Genomic DNA, 14,152 nt, shown 5'->3' on the forward strand with positions numbered 1-14,152 from the left:
ACTCAGTGTTGTGCAGAAGGTTTGAGCTGAGATTTCAGCCGTTTGAGAGTTGAGAAAACGCTTCGGAAAAACGGTTCCAGCGTCCGGGAGTTGAACAGGCGCCAGGGCAGAGGAGCAATGCACAGTCGCAGAAGCCAACTGGGCATTTTGCCGGTTTTAGCTATTGAAATTAGAAGATTAGAGTAGGTTGGCGCTCGCATGGTGTAATGTTTGGAATAGACATCGCGCTGTTCATTTTGCAGCAGGCCTTCAGTGGTGGCTTTATCGTGCAGTGCGGTGCCGGGGTACAGCACAAGGGAAAATGGTTGCAATCTAAAAGGCTTGGGGATTTTGGTGATAAACTCAAGCGAGGCGCGCCGGTCTTCATCGGTTTCCCAGGGGGCGTCGAGAATGAAGTCGTAGCTGGGCGGCAGGAGTTGCTCCTTGAATGCATTGATGATCCGCATCGCTTCCAGCAGCTTCTCGTTGTTCATGCGGGAGCGATTAAAAAGATCCTGAATGCGAGGGCTGCCAGACTGTACCCCCATCTGCAAGTATACGAGCCCGGCGTTGACCAAGGCTGTAAGTTTGTCCTCACGCATGGTCAGAGGGCTGGCCAGGCAGGTAAAAGGAAGACCAATGCGTGCTTTGTACTCATTACAAAACTCTTGAATATCATGCATGGGCCGCCCAAAAAACGCATCATCAGAAATCCAGATAAATCCGATGAACGGGTATTGCCTGATGATGGATTCGAGCTCCAGCATGACATGTTCAGTACCTCGCCAGCGGAGATAGTTCTTGGCGCCATACAACTTTTTTACCGCATCATTGATGCAGTAGCTGCAGCGATGCGGGCATCCGCGGCCAGTCATGGTTTGATAGCCGATTTTGCCAAGCAGGCGCGAGACGGTACCACCCTCCAGTCGGGTCCGGACCTCCTCCGGCGAGAGTGGTATCATCCTGTCATTATTCAGAATATAGTGCTCATTGCCGCTCCAGTCCGGAGGGGGGTAGGCGTCCAGAGAGGCTGGCAGGGGGCGCACAGGATTTCGGAATACCTGGCCGTTGCTCTTGCCCCAAAGGCCCGGAATGGCTGAAGGATCATTCCCGGACTCCAGGGCACGCGTCAGGTCGAGCAAGGTCTCTTCGCCGTCACCCACACATACGAAATCTGCGTGCGCGAGACATTCCTCGGGACGGATGGTGGCGTGCACCCCGCCCCAAAGAATTGGAATATTTAATGGTTGCAGGTGTTTTGTGAGCTGGGCGGCGTTGTCGAAGTAGTTGGTCATCAAGGTAATGCCAACAAGGTCGGCATCCTTGCACAATGCAGTCACCTGGGCCAGGGCGTGCAGTGTGTAACGCTCCGGTTGGGAGGCTATTTCATCGCCAAAGGGATCTGGCAGGAATATGCAGCGGGTCTGGACGCCATGCAACCGCAGCCATGCCGAGAGGGACCGCAGACCGAAGCTGGTGATGTCGGGATAGGGCGAGATGAGGACAACACGCATCAACCTTTCCTCCCGGCGACCACAGGATCGTGCCGCCGTTGTCGGTCAATCCAGGCGCGTATGCGGCTGATATCGCCGCGGATTAACAGTTTCCAGGCCTTGGCCCCGGCACGGCAGGCCTCACCCACAAGATGAAAGAGGCCATAAAACCAGGGGGGGCGGCCCTCAAGCAGACGGCGAATGGGGCCTTCTCGCAGCAACCGGGCGATGATCGATTGCGGAAAATACGTAAAGCTCAGAAGGTACAACAACAATCCGGGGTAATGTCGAGTGGGCGGAATGTAAAAAGGCTGGCGGAACACCTGCTTTTCTTCATCTTCAATGTAGCCATCCTCCTGTGCCTTGCGGGAAATGGCCGTTCCGGGGAAAAACACAAGGCTGGAGATGGCCAGGCCGTAGGGCTTTGGGATTTGGTGCAGCAGGTGCACGGTCTGCATCAGGTCGTCCATCGTCTCCCACGGATTATCCATGATGACGTGATAGTGGGGGGGCAGAAGCGGCGGCACGCGCGCATGCACCAGTTTGGCGCCAGCCACGATCTGCTCGTTGCTTTCCTTGCGGCCGTAGAGCGCCCGGATATGGGGGGAGCCGGTCTGCACGCCCATTTCCACGTAGACCATGCCGGAATCCATGAGTAAATCAAGTTTTTCTTCTGTCAATGTTGTGGGGCTGGCCTGGCAGTAAAAAGGCAGTTTGATACGGTGCTTGTACTGCATGGCAAACTCGCGCAGCCAGGTCATGGGGCGGGCAAAAAAAGTATCATCAAAAAACTGCACGGCCTCAATCTGCGGAAATCTGATCAACGCGTCATCAAGCTCGGCCATGACATGCGGCACACTGCGTGATCTGAAGTACGGCACTGCATCGTTGGCGAACTTGTCTTTCAGCGCGGGAACGTTGCAGTAGCTGCAGCGATGCGGGCAGCCGCGATCCGTCATGATGCGATAGGCCTTCAACCGTCTGTTGTCATGGTACGGAACGAGTGGCAGTGTTTCCACGTACATGGCCTGGGTCAGCGGTATGATCTGCTGATGGATGGGGTTCAGCAGAAAATGCTCCGCATTGGAAACATCCGGAGGCGGGAGGGAATCGAGATCGGCGATGAGGGGGCGGCAGCCGTTGTCGCGAATCCGGCCGTCGGCCTTGGTCCACACCCCGGGCAGGTCAAGCGGGCGCTCTCCGCGAGCCAGGGCGGCAGCCAGCTCCAGGACGGCTTCCTCGCCCTCACCAACACACACATAATCCGCGTACTCAAGAGCTTGCTCAGGCCGCAGCGTGGCGTGCACGCCGCCCCAGATCACCGGCACACCGGCAATGCGTTGGATGGCTCGGGTGCATTGAGCAGCACGGTCCAGGTAGTTGGTCATGAAGGAGAGGCCCACCAGCGTGGCGCCGCGGCAGTGTTCGGCCACTTGTTGCAAGGCAGCTTCGGGGTAGTGGTAGACGAAGGTGCCGCCTTGCTTGAGCAGGCCCAGGCTGCCAGGCAGAAAGATGATGCGGGTGCGCAGGCCTTGCTGTCGCAAAAAGGCGGAGATGGAGCGCACGCCAAAGGCGGAGAGGTCTGGCGGCGTGGGCGTGACCAGCACAACCAGCGGGGCATCTGACTTGTCCACGGCGGAGCAACCTGGATTTGACGCGATGGGCGCAGTAGCGTAGGAATGCGACATAACGGATGATATAGCCGTTTTAAGCAAGGTGTTGCAAACAAAAAAACATGATTTCTCAACCAACCCCAACTTGCCATGATCATTGCGCGTGATTTGGCCCTGTGGGTCGTCTGGGGGCCTTTTAAACGGGTATTGTGGACGCTGCCCATTCCCTGGACACTCCGTATCGCCCGCATGTTGGGGCGCCTGTATTATCATGTGGCCGGCGGCAAGCGGCGGGGGATGGCCGCGGCAGCGCGGATCATCCTGGGCGACTCTGCCCCGGCGGAGGCCATTCAGAACACCGTGCGTCAGGCGGCAGTTAATTTTGTTTACAATGACCTAGAAGTACTTATTTTTCCAACGCTGAACCCCGAGCGCACCGCCCAGCTGACCCGCCTGGAAGGGCAGGGGCATCTGGATGCAGCCCTGGCAGCCGGGCGCGGGGTCATCCTGGCGTTTGGGCATTTCGGGGCCAATCAGATGATCATGCCGGCCATCGGCCACCGCGGCTATACGATGTGCCAGCTTTCGGCGCCGGCCTGGGTGCTCAACGAGCGCCTGCCCGAAGCCCGCAGCGCCCTGGTGCGCCGCACACGGGAAATGCGCTGGGAGCACGAGGCTGCGCTGCCCGTCAAGCATATAAACATATTCGGTAATCTGAAGGAAGCCTTCGCCTGTCTCAGGCGTGGGGAAATCCTGGGCGTGGCCATTGATGGCGGGGGCGGGGAGAAGAAGCTGCCCGTGACATTTCTGGGCCGGCGGGCCCTGTTTTCCTTTGGCGCTGCGGGCCTGGCCATGCGCACGGGGGCCACGCTGCTGCCATGCGTCATGCTGCGCGATCCGGCCACGGGCGTGAACACCTTGCGCGTCCATCCGCCGCTGGAGCTTGAGGGTTCCCCGAATAAGGATAAGGATTTTTCTGTATTGGGTCGAAATCTGCAACGCCTCGTCGCCGTGTTGGAGGCAGATGTGCGCGCCCGGCCGGATCATTATCTGTATTTCCTGGCCTTTCGGCTGCATATGGCCCTGAAGGAAGACCCTTTGTTTGTGGATGATTAACCGTTTTCGTTTCCGGGCAACTTGTCAGCAACATTCAGGAGCCATTATGTTACGCGCCGGTCTGGCTACTCGCGGCATGGATGCAGCCACCAGGTTTCGCATTCTGAAACGACACCTTTGGGCCGTGTTGCGGCATGCCACACCGCGCAAGCTGGTCAATCTGATCAAGGCGGAGCGCAACCTGCGTCGCAAGGCCGAGGTCCTGGATTCGATGCCCTACATCCTGAAGCTGGAATCCACCAACATCTGCAACCTGCATTGCGCCTTTTGTTACGACAACCGCCGCCAGCCCAGGGAAGGCGAGCGCGGCTACGGACGCATGCAACCCGGGCAGTTCCGGCAGATTGTGGATCAGCTGGCGCCGTACCTGTTCAAGATCAACATGTACGGCTTTGGCGAGCCTTTTCTCTTTCCTGAAGGCTTCGAGATGATTCGCTATGCCACGGACAAGAATATTGGCGTGGGCGTGTCCTCCAACATGAACATCCGCGACGAACACCTGGCGGACAAGATCATCGACTCCGGCCTGGAAGTGCTGATCTTCTCCTGCCATGGCGTAACCCCTGAGAGTTACGCCACCTTCATGGGCAAGGGAAACATGGAACTGGCCCTGGAAAACGTCCGCAGGCTGGTGGAGCGCAAGAAAGCGCGAGGCAGCAAGACGCCGGTCATCGACTGGCAGTTCTGCGTAACCGGTTTCAACGAGGGCGAGCTGGCCCTGGCTGCGCAGAAGGCCAGGGAGCTGGGGGTGGATCAAATCCGCTTCATCAAGCCCTTTTTCCCGGAAGATGCACCAGAGCAGTGGTGGAGCAGCCGTTTTCCCCGCAATCAGGAGGATCAGGCCGCCGGCGTGGAGCCGGACTGCACCTGGCTGTACCGCTCGGCGTTCATCAACTTTGATGGCGGGGTCTCGCCCTGTTGCAACGATGTGCGCCCCCTGGCCAACGACTTTGGCAATGCCCTGAATCAGCCCTTCAAGGACATCTGGAACGGCCCGGCCTACCGCGCCGCCCGCCGTCTGGCGCGCGATCCCCGAAACACTGCAGAGACAGCCTGCGCCCGGGTCTGCCAGCGTTGCCCGCTCATCGTCAACACCCGCAAGCGTCTGGCCAAGGGGGCGTAGTCCTTATAAGTAGCCGAGATCCTGCAGCTGCTGGGCGATGGCCGCTTCTTCCTCGGGCGTTAGTTCGCGCGTTTCCGCGACGTGTGTCGTTGCGTCAACGGTGGAAGCTCCGGCCATGGTGTCAGCCTCGCCTTCCAGGACCTCCCGCAGCACCCGGCCCTCCATGTGCGGCGGCACGGCCTCGCCCAGGAGATGCAGCAGGGTGGGGGCCACGTCGGGCATTTCCGCCCAGGGCAGGACCGCATGGCGCACGCCCGGGCCGTGCAGCACCAGAATGCCGAACTGCTCGTGCCGGCCGCTCCACTGGTGGGCCAGGAACATGTCGCCATCGAATTTCTGGTCAAACCGCAACAGCTCATTGGGCACGATGATCTGATAGCCGGGCGCGCAGGCCACCAGCAGGTCCGGGGCATGCTCCGCAGCCGCGCCGCTAAACAGTTCCGCCCGCCGCCGAACCGCGGTGATGGGATGCGTGCCGTTTTTCGGGTCCAAGATGCCAGGCAGCTCGGCAATCAGGGTGCGTTCCACTTCCTCGCGCCGGGCCGGGGTCATGATTGCCGAGTTGAGATATATCCCGCCGCTGACCCCTTCCGAAAGCGCCGTGGTCCGTTCCCAGTCCACCAGTTCCAGGAACCGGTCCCGCCGGGCCTGTTCGCCCTTGGCCATGGCCCGGCGCAGTCTGGCCGTGACACTGGCAGGCAGGATCTGCTTGAGATAATGCTTGAGCCGGGAGGGTCGCCCGGCGCCGTGGCCCGCGGCCCTGGTGGCGGCCAGCGCGGTGGAGAGATCCTGCTTGAGGACGAGATAGCCGTGGTCCATCAACCACTTGTTCAAGAAAACCGTGGTGTGCAACGGACCAGCGCCATGATCCGAAACCATGCACAGCCGCGTGCCGGCCGGTGCGGCGGCCAGGAGCCGGCCCAGGGCGGCGTCCAGGGCTTCGTACACCTGGGCAATGGCCTCGCCCAGCGCGGCATGCTGGGGGTGGGCCGGGTCGGTGTATTTCCAGAAATAATGCTGCACGCGGTCCGAATCGATGAACACGCTGGCCAAGAGGTCCCATGGCCGGGCCTGCATCAGGTGCAGGGTCAGGGTTTCCTGGGTGCGGATGTTCTGAATAATATTCTTGAGGTAGGTTGCCGGTTCCGGATGCTGGGCCGGCTCCAGGGTCTGGTTGCCGATGGCCCGGGCCACATCCGCAGCCAGCTCCGGCGGATGGACCTTGTCCGCCGCGCCGCCGGCGGTGAACATGCCGGTAAAGACAAAGCCGTGGGCCAGCCTGTCCGGCGGCCAGGTCATGGGGATGTTCAGGGAGCCACTGGGCCGGCCGCGCTCGTCGAGGATCTTGAAGAGGGTCGGCGCGGTGCGGAGCCCGGCGTGGACCAGACGCAGGGTCTTGGCCTGGGCGTCGTAGCGGAAGGCGTCGAAGATGCCATGGCTGCCGGGATTGACTCCGGTCATGAAGGAGGACCAGGCCACAGGCGTGACGGCCGGGGTGGTGGAGTTGAGCGGAGCGTGCATGCCCTCGGCCAGCAGACGGGCCACGGTGGGCATGCGTCCGGCAGCGACGAGGGGGCGGATCATGTCGAAGGTGGCGCCGTCCCAGCCGATCACCAGGATCTTGCCAGCGTTGCGTGGAGAATCATGCATGCGGCACCGCTCCTTCTCTGGACGGACGCGCGCGGCGCAGCGTCCGGAGTTGTTTGATTTCCTGCCACGGCAAGGCCCCGGAACCAATGAGTATCGCACCATATACGCCTGCCCCGAGCGCAAAGGCCAGCAGGCTGGAGAGGGGCGCGCTCAGCCGCATCACCCCCCAGGCCGCCAGCAGGGCCGCGGGCAGGGCAAGGCCCAGGCGGCCCAGGGCCGGCGCAGCCAGCACGCGGACGGTGTACCACGTGGAAAGGATCGCCAGCAGCCAGTAGCTCCCCGTGGCCACCCAGGCGGCGGATTCCCAGCCCAGCGTCGCCACGGCGGCCCAGGCCCCCAGACCGCAAAGGAGCAGGGTGCCGCCGGAATACAGGGTCACGGCTTTTTGCTTGTCCATGGCCACGAGGATGTTCACGTGCAGCTGGTCGATGGCCAGGGGCGTGATGGCCCAGGCCAGCCACTGAAAGACGGGCACGCCGGGCAGGTAGCGCTCGCCAAAAAAGAGCCGGATCAGATCTTCCGCAAAAAAGGACAAGGCCAGGGACAGGCCCGGCCCCCAGGCCAGGGTGTAGCGGAAGAAGAGCCGGTACAGCCGCTCCGCGCCGGCCCGGTCGTGCAGCATCAGCCGCGCAAAGACCGGGAAGCTCGCCAGCATCAGTGCTTGCGGCACCAGCCCGAAACGCAGGATGAAGTCGTGCGGCAGCTGAAACCAGGCCACGGCTTCCGGCCCGTCCAGCCATTTGACCACCAGCGTGCAGACGCGGACCAGATTGCGGTTGAAGAACACTCCCAGCCCCACCACCAGCGCCACGGCCAGCATGGATTTGACCATGGCCGCCGAGGGCATGGCCGGGGCAATGAACCGCCGCACGCAGACAGCCCAGGAGAGCACCATCTGCAACACCAGCGAGGCCGTGACCCCGGCAAAGAGGGCCAGAAAGCCCCAGTCCAGCCAGATGGCCAAGCTTACCAGCACCAGGGCGGTCACGCTTTGGGTCAGGGTCAGGATAGGCTCCCAGATCATCCGCTCGTAGGCCTGGAAGGCCGCCCCCGAGAGCATGGCCATGGACCGGCAGGCCTCGCCCGCGGCACAGAGCAGGGTGGCCAGGAGAAGTTCCCGTGGCGAGCCGGCCAGCAGATCGGCCAGCAAGAGCCCGCCCACAGCCACCAGGCACAGAATAGCCCGCAGCACCACCCCGGCGCCCAGATGCGCGGCGGCATGGGTGCGGTCCCGGGCCATATCCTTGATGACGGTCTGCTGCAGGCCAAAGTAGGTCATGGCCATGGTGGAGGCGGCCAGGGTCATGATGTAGCCGAACTCGCCGTACCGGGCCACGGGCAGGTAGCGGGCCACGCCTACCAGGAGCAGAAAGCCCACAGCCATTTGCATGACCCTGGCGGACAGGACAAAAAAGGAATTGGCCAGGATGGACCGGCCGTGTGGGCCAGGGCCAGGGCCGGGGAGTGAGCCAGCGATGGGGCCGGGGGGCGAGCCGGATGCATGCGAGGGGGCGGGGCTTTGCATGGTGTGGATCAATACGTCAAAATCCCGGGTTGCGTCCAGGGCCAAAGGCGGGACGACACGAAAAACCCCGGCAGCCGAAGCCGCCGGGGTCTGGCGCGTGAGTGAGGAGGAATGGGCAGGGCGGATGGATTCTGGATCGGCCCCTAAAGAAAAGCCCGCGGTTCCCGATGAGACTAGCCGATCAGCTGCAAAGCCATTCTGGGCAGTGAGTTGGCCTGAGACAGCATGGCCACGGCCGACTGGGTCAGAATCTGCTGGCGCACAAATTCCGTCATTTCCAGGGAGACGTCCACATCGCTGATGCGGGATTCGGCAGCCTGGAGGTTTTCGGCCTGGATTTGCAGGTTGGTGATGGTGTTTTCCAGACGGTTCTGCAGGGCGCCCAGGTTCGCACGGATCTTGTCCTTGGAGACGATGGCGTCCTTCAGGGCGTCCAGCGCCTTCTGGGCGCCTTCCTGGGTGGAGATGGAGTAGCCGTCGGAAGTGGCGGCAGCCTGGCTCCCCACACCAAGAGAGGAAGCAGTGGCAGAGTCGATCTTGATGTAGTAGTAGTCTTCCGCAGAGTCGTTGGCAGTCCCAAAGTGCACCTTCAGCTTGCCCGTGGGCGTCATCACGTTGCCGGTGTGGGTGTCGCTGGAGAGGTTGCCGTTGAGCAGGTAAATGCCGTTAAAGTCCGTGGCATTTGCGATACGGGTGATTTCCGAGGCCATGGCCTGGTATTCGGAGTCGATGATCAGGCGCTGTTCGGAGGTGTACGTCCCGGTGGCAGCCTGTTCCGCAAGCTCTTTCATGCGGATGAGCTTTTCGTCGATGACGCCGAGGGCTCCGTCCGCAGTCTGAATCAGGGAGATGGCGTCGTTGGCGTTGCGCACCCCCTGGTTCAGGGAGGCGATGTCCGCGCGCATGAGTTCGCGGATGGCCAGGCCGGCGGCGTCGTCGGCGGCGGTGTTCACACGCAGGCCCGAGGACAGCCGCTCAACGGACGTGCCCAGGTTGCCGTACGCGGTGCGCAGGTTGCGCGAAGCGGTCATCGCCATCATGTTGTGGTTAATGGCAAGAGACATGGTCATTCCTCCTTGAAGTAAGTATTGGCATCCTTGCCGAGGGGAACCTTGTCCGAGTTGCGGCCCGTGTTGGGGGCTTTGATCCGGACTTGCAGGCGGGGCGCGACTCCCGGCCGTTTTCAGGGTCTCCCCTCCCCACTCGCAGGTCTTATCGACCGGGTGAGGCTTGCATCTTTAGGGGAGGGCGGGTAGTTCAGCACGGAAACGTGCAGAAATGTTGCATGGAGGCTGATTTGATGCAGAAGAACGCAAGAAAAATCATGATGATCAATGGGCAGCACGCCTGGACTTCCTGTGTGAAGACGATGCGTCCTGCGATGCTGGCCGCCTCGCTGGCCATCTTCGGGCTGGTTGGAGCGGCGGGCCTGTCTGGCTGCGCCTGGATCAGCGGCGAATCGGCCGAGCCTGCGCCTGAGGCTGCCGGCAACCAGACCGCGGCCCCGGCCGCTGAAACCGGCCAGACCGTGCGTGAGCCGGTCAGCAACACGGTGCAGGAATCCCCCGCGCCCACTACACCCGCGGCACCCGGTACTTCCGCCACCCAGGCCGCGCCCTCCACGCCTGTTGCGCCCATAGCACCGCTTGCGCCCGTTGTGCCCGTTGCGCCTGTCGCGCCGGCGTCCCGGGCCATCCCCAAAACCACTCCCACCCTGGCCGGCGGCTACTTCCTCTACGCCACGGTGGATGATCTGCTCGCCGCCTCGGTGCAGGCCGAGCGCGACGGCACCTACCTCGGGGACATCGCCCCCCTGGACGCCTTCGAGTACCTGGCCGGCAACGATACCGTGGGCCGGGCCTTCAAAGCCGGCAAGAAGGGCGAGCTGACCGTGAAGATGTTCGCCTTCAGCGTGCCCGGCAAAAACATGGATCGCCGCGTGTTCGGCTACATGGTTGATGGCGGCGGAGCGGATAAAACCTTCGGCCACTTTGATACCGACGCCGACGGCATCTTCGATGCCCACTTCGACGGGCTGAACATCAAGCCGGCCATGCGTTTTGACCTGTACGAAAAACTCAAGCCCGGGCAGTAGGATGCGCGGTTTTTGCTTCGTACTGCTGCTGGCGGCCTGCTGGCTGGCGGCGCAGGGACCAACGCCTGTCCGGGCCGGCACCCTGCGGAATATGGACCGGCAGATCTACACCTATGCCGTGCATTGGGATGATCTGGAAACTGCTACCAAGGGCGAGATAAAGCCAAACGAAACCGTGATGTTGCGCAACGCCACGGGCTACATCGAACTCCTGGGCAAGCGGGATTCCATCTACATGCGCCATGATGAAGCCATTCAGATCCAGGGCGGCATCCTGCGCAGTCCCAGCCATCCTATTCTGGATTGAGGCCTGAATCCACACGTTGTGGGCAGTTCAGGCAGTTCAGGGGGGGGCAGGCGGTTTCCCTATCCCCAGACCGCATCCACCAGCCCGCGCCGCTCCTCCAGCATGGCCAGGACCGGCGCGGGCAACTGCGCCTGCAGCGCCGGCTTTCCGTCCAGTCCGCGGTTCCAGAGTTCGCGAATCCCCGTGGCGTGCGTGGGCAGCCGGGTGCATTCCAGATACCACAAAAGCTTGCCCGGCGGCTCTACCTTGTGCCAGCAGCGAGGCACGCCGGGCAGTGGCGAGGCGACCGGCGCGTAGCCACCCAAAACCCCCGACCGCAGCAACACATCCAGCCCCGCGGCGTCATCCTCCTCGCGGGGATGCACGGCCAGGTGCGCCAGGGCATTGATGCCCTGGCCGTCCTTCCAGGTGGGCAGGGTGGGCAGGTCTATGGAGCCCATCAGGAAAATGATCTCCCAGCCGGGCAGCTCAGCAGTGTATTCCCGCAGGGTTTCAATGGTATAGGAAGGGCCGGCGCGGCGGCCTTCACGATCGTCCACGCGCAGGGTGCAGGTGTCGGGCAACCCACCCTCAGCCCTGGCGTGCAGCAGGGCAACCTTGCACAATTCCAGGCGGAACTCGAAAGGGAGAAGCCCCTGGGAAGGCTTGTGCGGCGGCGCGGCGGCTGGCAGCATGTCCAGTCTGGTCAGCCCCAGCAGCGCGGCGGCATGCCGGGCCTGGAGCATGTGGCCGGCATGCGGCGGGTTGAAGGACCCGCCCAGGATGCCCAGCCGCGGGGCCATGATGGAAAACGGCAGGACGGGAGCGCCCTCTGGCGCCCCCGTGTACTCTGGCGTTGCCGGATGCGGGCCTGGCCCCTTGTTTAGCCCCTTGTCTGGGCCATTATCTGGGCCATTGCGTGGTGTGTTGCCTGGCGTGGTGGCTGGCATTGAGGCGGGCCTCAGGCGGGTCAGCCGCGGGTCTGACCCTGGCCCAGGATCACGAACTTGGTGCTGGTCAGCTCGGTGGCGCCCATGGGGCCATAGGCGTGCAGCTTGGACGTGGAGATGCCAATCTCCGCGCCCAGGCCAAGTTCGCCGCCATCATTAAAGCGTGACGAGGCATTGGCCGCCACCATGGAGGCATCCGCCTCGCGCAAAAAGCGCAGGGCGGCGTCGTAATTTTTGGTGCAGATGACTTCCGTATGGTTGGAACCATGGGCCGCGATGTGATCCAACGCCTCATCCATGGAATCCACCACCTTCACGGCCATGATCAGGTCATGGAATTCGTGGCCCCAGTCATCAGGGCGGGCAGGCACGGCGGTATTGCCCAGCAGCGGCAGGGACCGCGGGCAGGCCCGGAATTCCACGCCCACGCCGCCCAGCTTTTTGGCCAGCATGGGCAGAAAGGCTTCAGCCGCTTCGGCATGCACCAGCACGGCCTCCAGGGCGTTGCACACCCCGGGGCGCTGGCATTTGCCGTTAAAGACAATGTTCAGGGCCTGGGGCAGATCAGCCTCCCTGTCCACATAGCAGTGGCACACGCCCTGATAATGTTTGAGCACGGGCATGGTGGCCGCCTGGGTCACCGCCCGGACCAGTCCTTCCCCGCCGCGGGGGATCATGACGTCAATGTACTGATCCATCTTGCACAGGGCGGTGACGGCGGCGCGGTCTGTGGTCCCGATCACCTGCGCGCAGTCCATGGGCAGGCCGGCAAAGTCCAACGCCTCATGCAGCAGCGCGGCCAGGGCCAGATTGGAGTGGATGGCCTCGGAGCCGCCGCGCAACACCACGGCGTTGCCCGCCTTGAGACACAGGACCGCCGAATCCACGGTGACGTTGGGACGTGACTCGAAAATCATGGCCACCACGCCCAGTGGGATGCGCATTTTGCCGACCATGATCCCGTTGGGCCGCTTCCACATGGTTTCAATGGCGCCCACAGGGTCAGACTGTGCGGCCACTTCCTCGCAGGCCTTGGCCATGGCCTCGATGACGGCGTCGGTCAGGCGCAGGCGGTCCATGCGGGGGGCGTCCAGCCCGGCGGCATCGGCAGCCTGGAGATCCTTGCGGTTGGCCTGGGCGATGGCGTCGCCACGGGTGCGCAACAGCTGGGCCAAGTGGAGCAGGGCCTTGTTCTTGCTTGCCGGCGAGGCTGCCGCCAGCACACGGGCGGCAGTCTTGGCCTTGCGGCCGATGGCCTCCATCTGGGCGGCGATGTCGTTGGCGGCGTCCATGGAACCTCCGAGTAAAGATAAGTAAAATTGAACAGTTGAATAATGTGAAAGACGGGGCGCTGGCATTTGTGTACAAAATTGTACATCCACTGGAAAACCAATGAGATGTCAGCAACAAGCACCCATATTTCATTTCTCTTTTGACATTTCTGTACACCCTGACTAGAACGACGGTTCAACCGCGTGCGCGCGGTGGCATCCCGTTCGCCTTCCTGCGCCTGCACCGGTGGGCAATTTCGTAGCATAATCCGGTCATTCCTCCAAGGAGCGATTTTTCCCATGGCAGAGTCGTCTCGTACTCCATCTCCGGCCCCGTCCTCTTCTCCTCGCTCCGACGCACCGCGTCCTGGCGCCACGCTCATCTCCTTTGAAGAGGCGGGCATTCCCAGCGAGCATCCGGCCCTCCTCTGGATCCAGTCGCATCTGAAGCAACTGGCCCTGGGGATTGCGGTGGTGGTTCTGGCCGCCGCGGCGTGGTCCGGATTGAGCTGGCACAAGACCCGCACCCAGGCCCAGGCCGCAGACGCCCTGGGCGCCCTGCTGACCAAGGCCCATGGGGACACGGCTGCCGCGGAACTGGAGGCCTTTATCAAGACTGCGCCCTCGCCAGTGCGCGAAGGGGCCATGCTTTCCCTGGCCGAGCTGCTGATGGCCAGCGAGGAATACACCAAGGCCGCGGAAGTCTGGGGCCGCATCGCCATGGACGCAAAACAGCCCATGAAGCTGACTGCGGGCATGGGACAGGCGCAGGCCCTGGCGCTGGCAGGCAAGGCCCAGGAAGCGTTGACCCTGGTCCACACCCTGGAGAAGGGCGCTTCCGCCAGCTTCGGGACCCCCCTGCTGCGACTCAAGGCCCAGGTGGCCGAGGCGGCAGGCGAATACCAGGACGCCATTGCCGCCTGGGCCAGCCTGATGGAAAAGAATCCCGATCAGGAAAGCGCTTTCTTCCGCCAGAAGATGGCCCAGCTGGAGCAGTTGAAGTCTGGAAAGCAATCCTCGTAACGTATAGCGTATGGAGATATTGGGAGTA

12 protein-coding genes are annotated in these 14,152 nt (G+C 62.5%); 5 read left to right on the forward strand and 7 right to left on the reverse strand.

Annotated features, from left to right (window positions below; all coding sequences use genetic code 11):
* Positions 1-2: 2 nt before the first annotated feature.
* Together ACYQ00_RS17195 and ACYQ00_RS17200 are read right to left on the reverse strand one after the other, a co-directional pair.
* Positions 3-1,493: a B12-binding domain-containing radical SAM protein gene (locus ACYQ00_RS17195; protein WP_460033316.1), complete on the reverse strand. Its 1,491-nt coding sequence runs from the start codon at positions 1,491-1,493 to the stop codon at positions 3-5.
* The gene (locus tag ACYQ00_RS17200; protein ID WP_460033317.1) at positions 1,493-3,106 is read right to left on the reverse strand and encodes a B12-binding domain-containing radical SAM protein; all 1,614 of its coding nucleotides are present in this window, start codon (positions 3,104-3,106) and stop codon (positions 1,493-1,495) included. The genes ACYQ00_RS17195 and ACYQ00_RS17200 overlap by 1 nt, the downstream gene beginning before the upstream one ends.
* Positions 3,107-3,235: 129 nt before the next feature.
* Here ACYQ00_RS17200 and ACYQ00_RS17205 point away from each other — a divergent pair, with 129 nt between their 5' ends.
* Together ACYQ00_RS17205 and ACYQ00_RS17210 are read left to right on the forward strand one after the other, a co-directional pair.
* Positions 3,236-4,201: a lysophospholipid acyltransferase family protein gene (locus tag ACYQ00_RS17205; protein WP_460033318.1), complete on the forward strand. Its 966-nt coding sequence runs from the start codon at positions 3,236-3,238 to the stop codon at positions 4,199-4,201.
* A gap of 46 nt (positions 4,202-4,247) precedes the next feature.
* Entirely contained in the window at positions 4,248-5,324 is a 1,077-nt protein-coding gene (locus tag ACYQ00_RS17210; RefSeq protein WP_460033319.1) for a radical SAM/SPASM domain-containing protein, read from the forward strand.
* 3 nt (positions 5,325-5,327) lie between these two features.
* Here ACYQ00_RS17210 and ACYQ00_RS17215 read toward each other — a convergent pair whose 3' ends face one another.
* The 3 genes from ACYQ00_RS17215 to ACYQ00_RS17225 form a co-directional block, all read right to left on the reverse strand.
* Positions 5,328-6,974, reverse strand: a complete 1,647-nt coding sequence (locus tag ACYQ00_RS17215) for an alkaline phosphatase family protein (RefSeq protein ID WP_460033320.1) — start codon at positions 6,972-6,974, stop codon at positions 5,328-5,330.
* Complete coding sequence (locus ACYQ00_RS17220; protein WP_460033321.1) at positions 6,967-8,499, reverse strand: oligosaccharide flippase family protein; 1,533 nt, start codon at positions 8,497-8,499, stop codon at positions 6,967-6,969. The genes ACYQ00_RS17215 and ACYQ00_RS17220 overlap by 8 nt, the downstream gene beginning before the upstream one ends.
* 173 nt (positions 8,500-8,672) lie before the next feature.
* Positions 8,673-9,563, reverse strand: coding sequence for a flagellin N-terminal helical domain-containing protein (locus ACYQ00_RS17225; protein ID WP_460033322.1), 891 nt, complete (start codon positions 9,561-9,563; stop codon positions 8,673-8,675).
* 236 nt (positions 9,564-9,799) lie between these two features.
* Here ACYQ00_RS17225 and ACYQ00_RS17230 point away from each other — a divergent pair, with 236 nt between their 5' ends.
* Together ACYQ00_RS17230 and ACYQ00_RS17235 are read left to right on the forward strand one after the other, a co-directional pair.
* Positions 9,800-10,594, forward strand: coding sequence for a hypothetical protein (locus ACYQ00_RS17230; protein WP_460033323.1), 795 nt, complete (start codon positions 9,800-9,802; stop codon positions 10,592-10,594).
* A 1-nt stretch (position 10,595) separates the two neighbouring features.
* Complete coding sequence (locus tag ACYQ00_RS17235) at positions 10,596-10,901, forward strand: hypothetical protein (protein ID WP_460033324.1); 306 nt, start codon at positions 10,596-10,598, stop codon at positions 10,899-10,901.
* Between the two features lie 59 nt (positions 10,902-10,960).
* Here ACYQ00_RS17235 and ACYQ00_RS17240 read toward each other — a convergent pair whose 3' ends face one another.
* Together ACYQ00_RS17240 and ACYQ00_RS17245 are read right to left on the reverse strand one after the other, a co-directional pair.
* Positions 10,961-11,683, reverse strand: a complete 723-nt coding sequence (locus ACYQ00_RS17240; RefSeq protein WP_460033325.1) for a nicotinate-nicotinamide nucleotide adenylyltransferase — start codon at positions 11,681-11,683, stop codon at positions 10,961-10,963.
* A gap of 167 nt (positions 11,684-11,850) precedes the next feature.
* Complete coding sequence (locus ACYQ00_RS17245) at positions 11,851-13,122, reverse strand: glutamate-5-semialdehyde dehydrogenase (RefSeq protein WP_460033326.1); 1,272 nt, start codon at positions 13,120-13,122, stop codon at positions 11,851-11,853.
* 279 nt (positions 13,123-13,401) lie between these two features.
* Between ACYQ00_RS17245 and ACYQ00_RS17250 the strand changes: the two genes are divergently transcribed.
* Positions 13,402-14,124, forward strand: coding sequence for a tetratricopeptide repeat protein (locus ACYQ00_RS17250; RefSeq protein ID WP_460033327.1), 723 nt, complete (start codon positions 13,402-13,404; stop codon positions 14,122-14,124).
* Positions 14,125-14,152: the final 28 nt, after the last annotated feature.

The organism is Megalodesulfovibrio paquesii (assembly GCF_054653055.1).

Bases quoted from the DNA above. Each gene is read 5' to 3' on its own strand.
- ACYQ00_RS17195 (WP_460033316.1), bottom strand. From the start codon at position 1,493: ATGCGTGTTGTCCTCATCTCGCCCTATCCCGACATCACCAGCTTCGGT.
- ACYQ00_RS17205 (WP_460033318.1), top strand. From the start codon at position 3,236: ATGATCATTGCGCGTGATTTGGCCCTGTGGGTCGTCTGGGGGCCTTTT.
- ACYQ00_RS17210 (WP_460033319.1), top strand. From the start codon at position 4,248: ATGTTACGCGCCGGTCTGGCTACTCGCGGCATGGATGCAGCCACCAGG.
- ACYQ00_RS17215 (WP_460033320.1), bottom strand. From the start codon at position 6,974: ATGCATGATTCTCCACGCAACGCTGGCAAGATCCTGGTGATCGGCTGG.
- ACYQ00_RS17220 (WP_460033321.1), bottom strand. From the start codon at position 8,499: ATGCAAAGCCCCGCCCCCTCGCATGCATCCGGCTCGCCCCCCGGCCCC.
- ACYQ00_RS17225 (WP_460033322.1), bottom strand. From the start codon at position 9,563: ATGTCTCTTGCCATTAACCACAACATGATGGCGATGACCGCTTCGCGC.
- ACYQ00_RS17230 (WP_460033323.1), top strand. From the start codon at position 9,800: ATGCAGAAGAACGCAAGAAAAATCATGATGATCAATGGGCAGCACGCC.
- ACYQ00_RS17235 (WP_460033324.1), top strand. From the start codon at position 10,596: ATGCGCGGTTTTTGCTTCGTACTGCTGCTGGCGGCCTGCTGGCTGGCG.
- ACYQ00_RS17240 (WP_460033325.1), bottom strand. From the start codon at position 11,683: ATGGCCCCGCGGCTGGGCATCCTGGGCGGGTCCTTCAACCCGCCGCAT.
- ACYQ00_RS17245 (WP_460033326.1), bottom strand. From the start codon at position 13,122: ATGGACGCCGCCAACGACATCGCCGCCCAGATGGAGGCCATCGGCCGC.
- ACYQ00_RS17250 (WP_460033327.1), top strand. From the start codon at position 13,402: ATGGCAGAGTCGTCTCGTACTCCATCTCCGGCCCCGTCCTCTTCTCCT.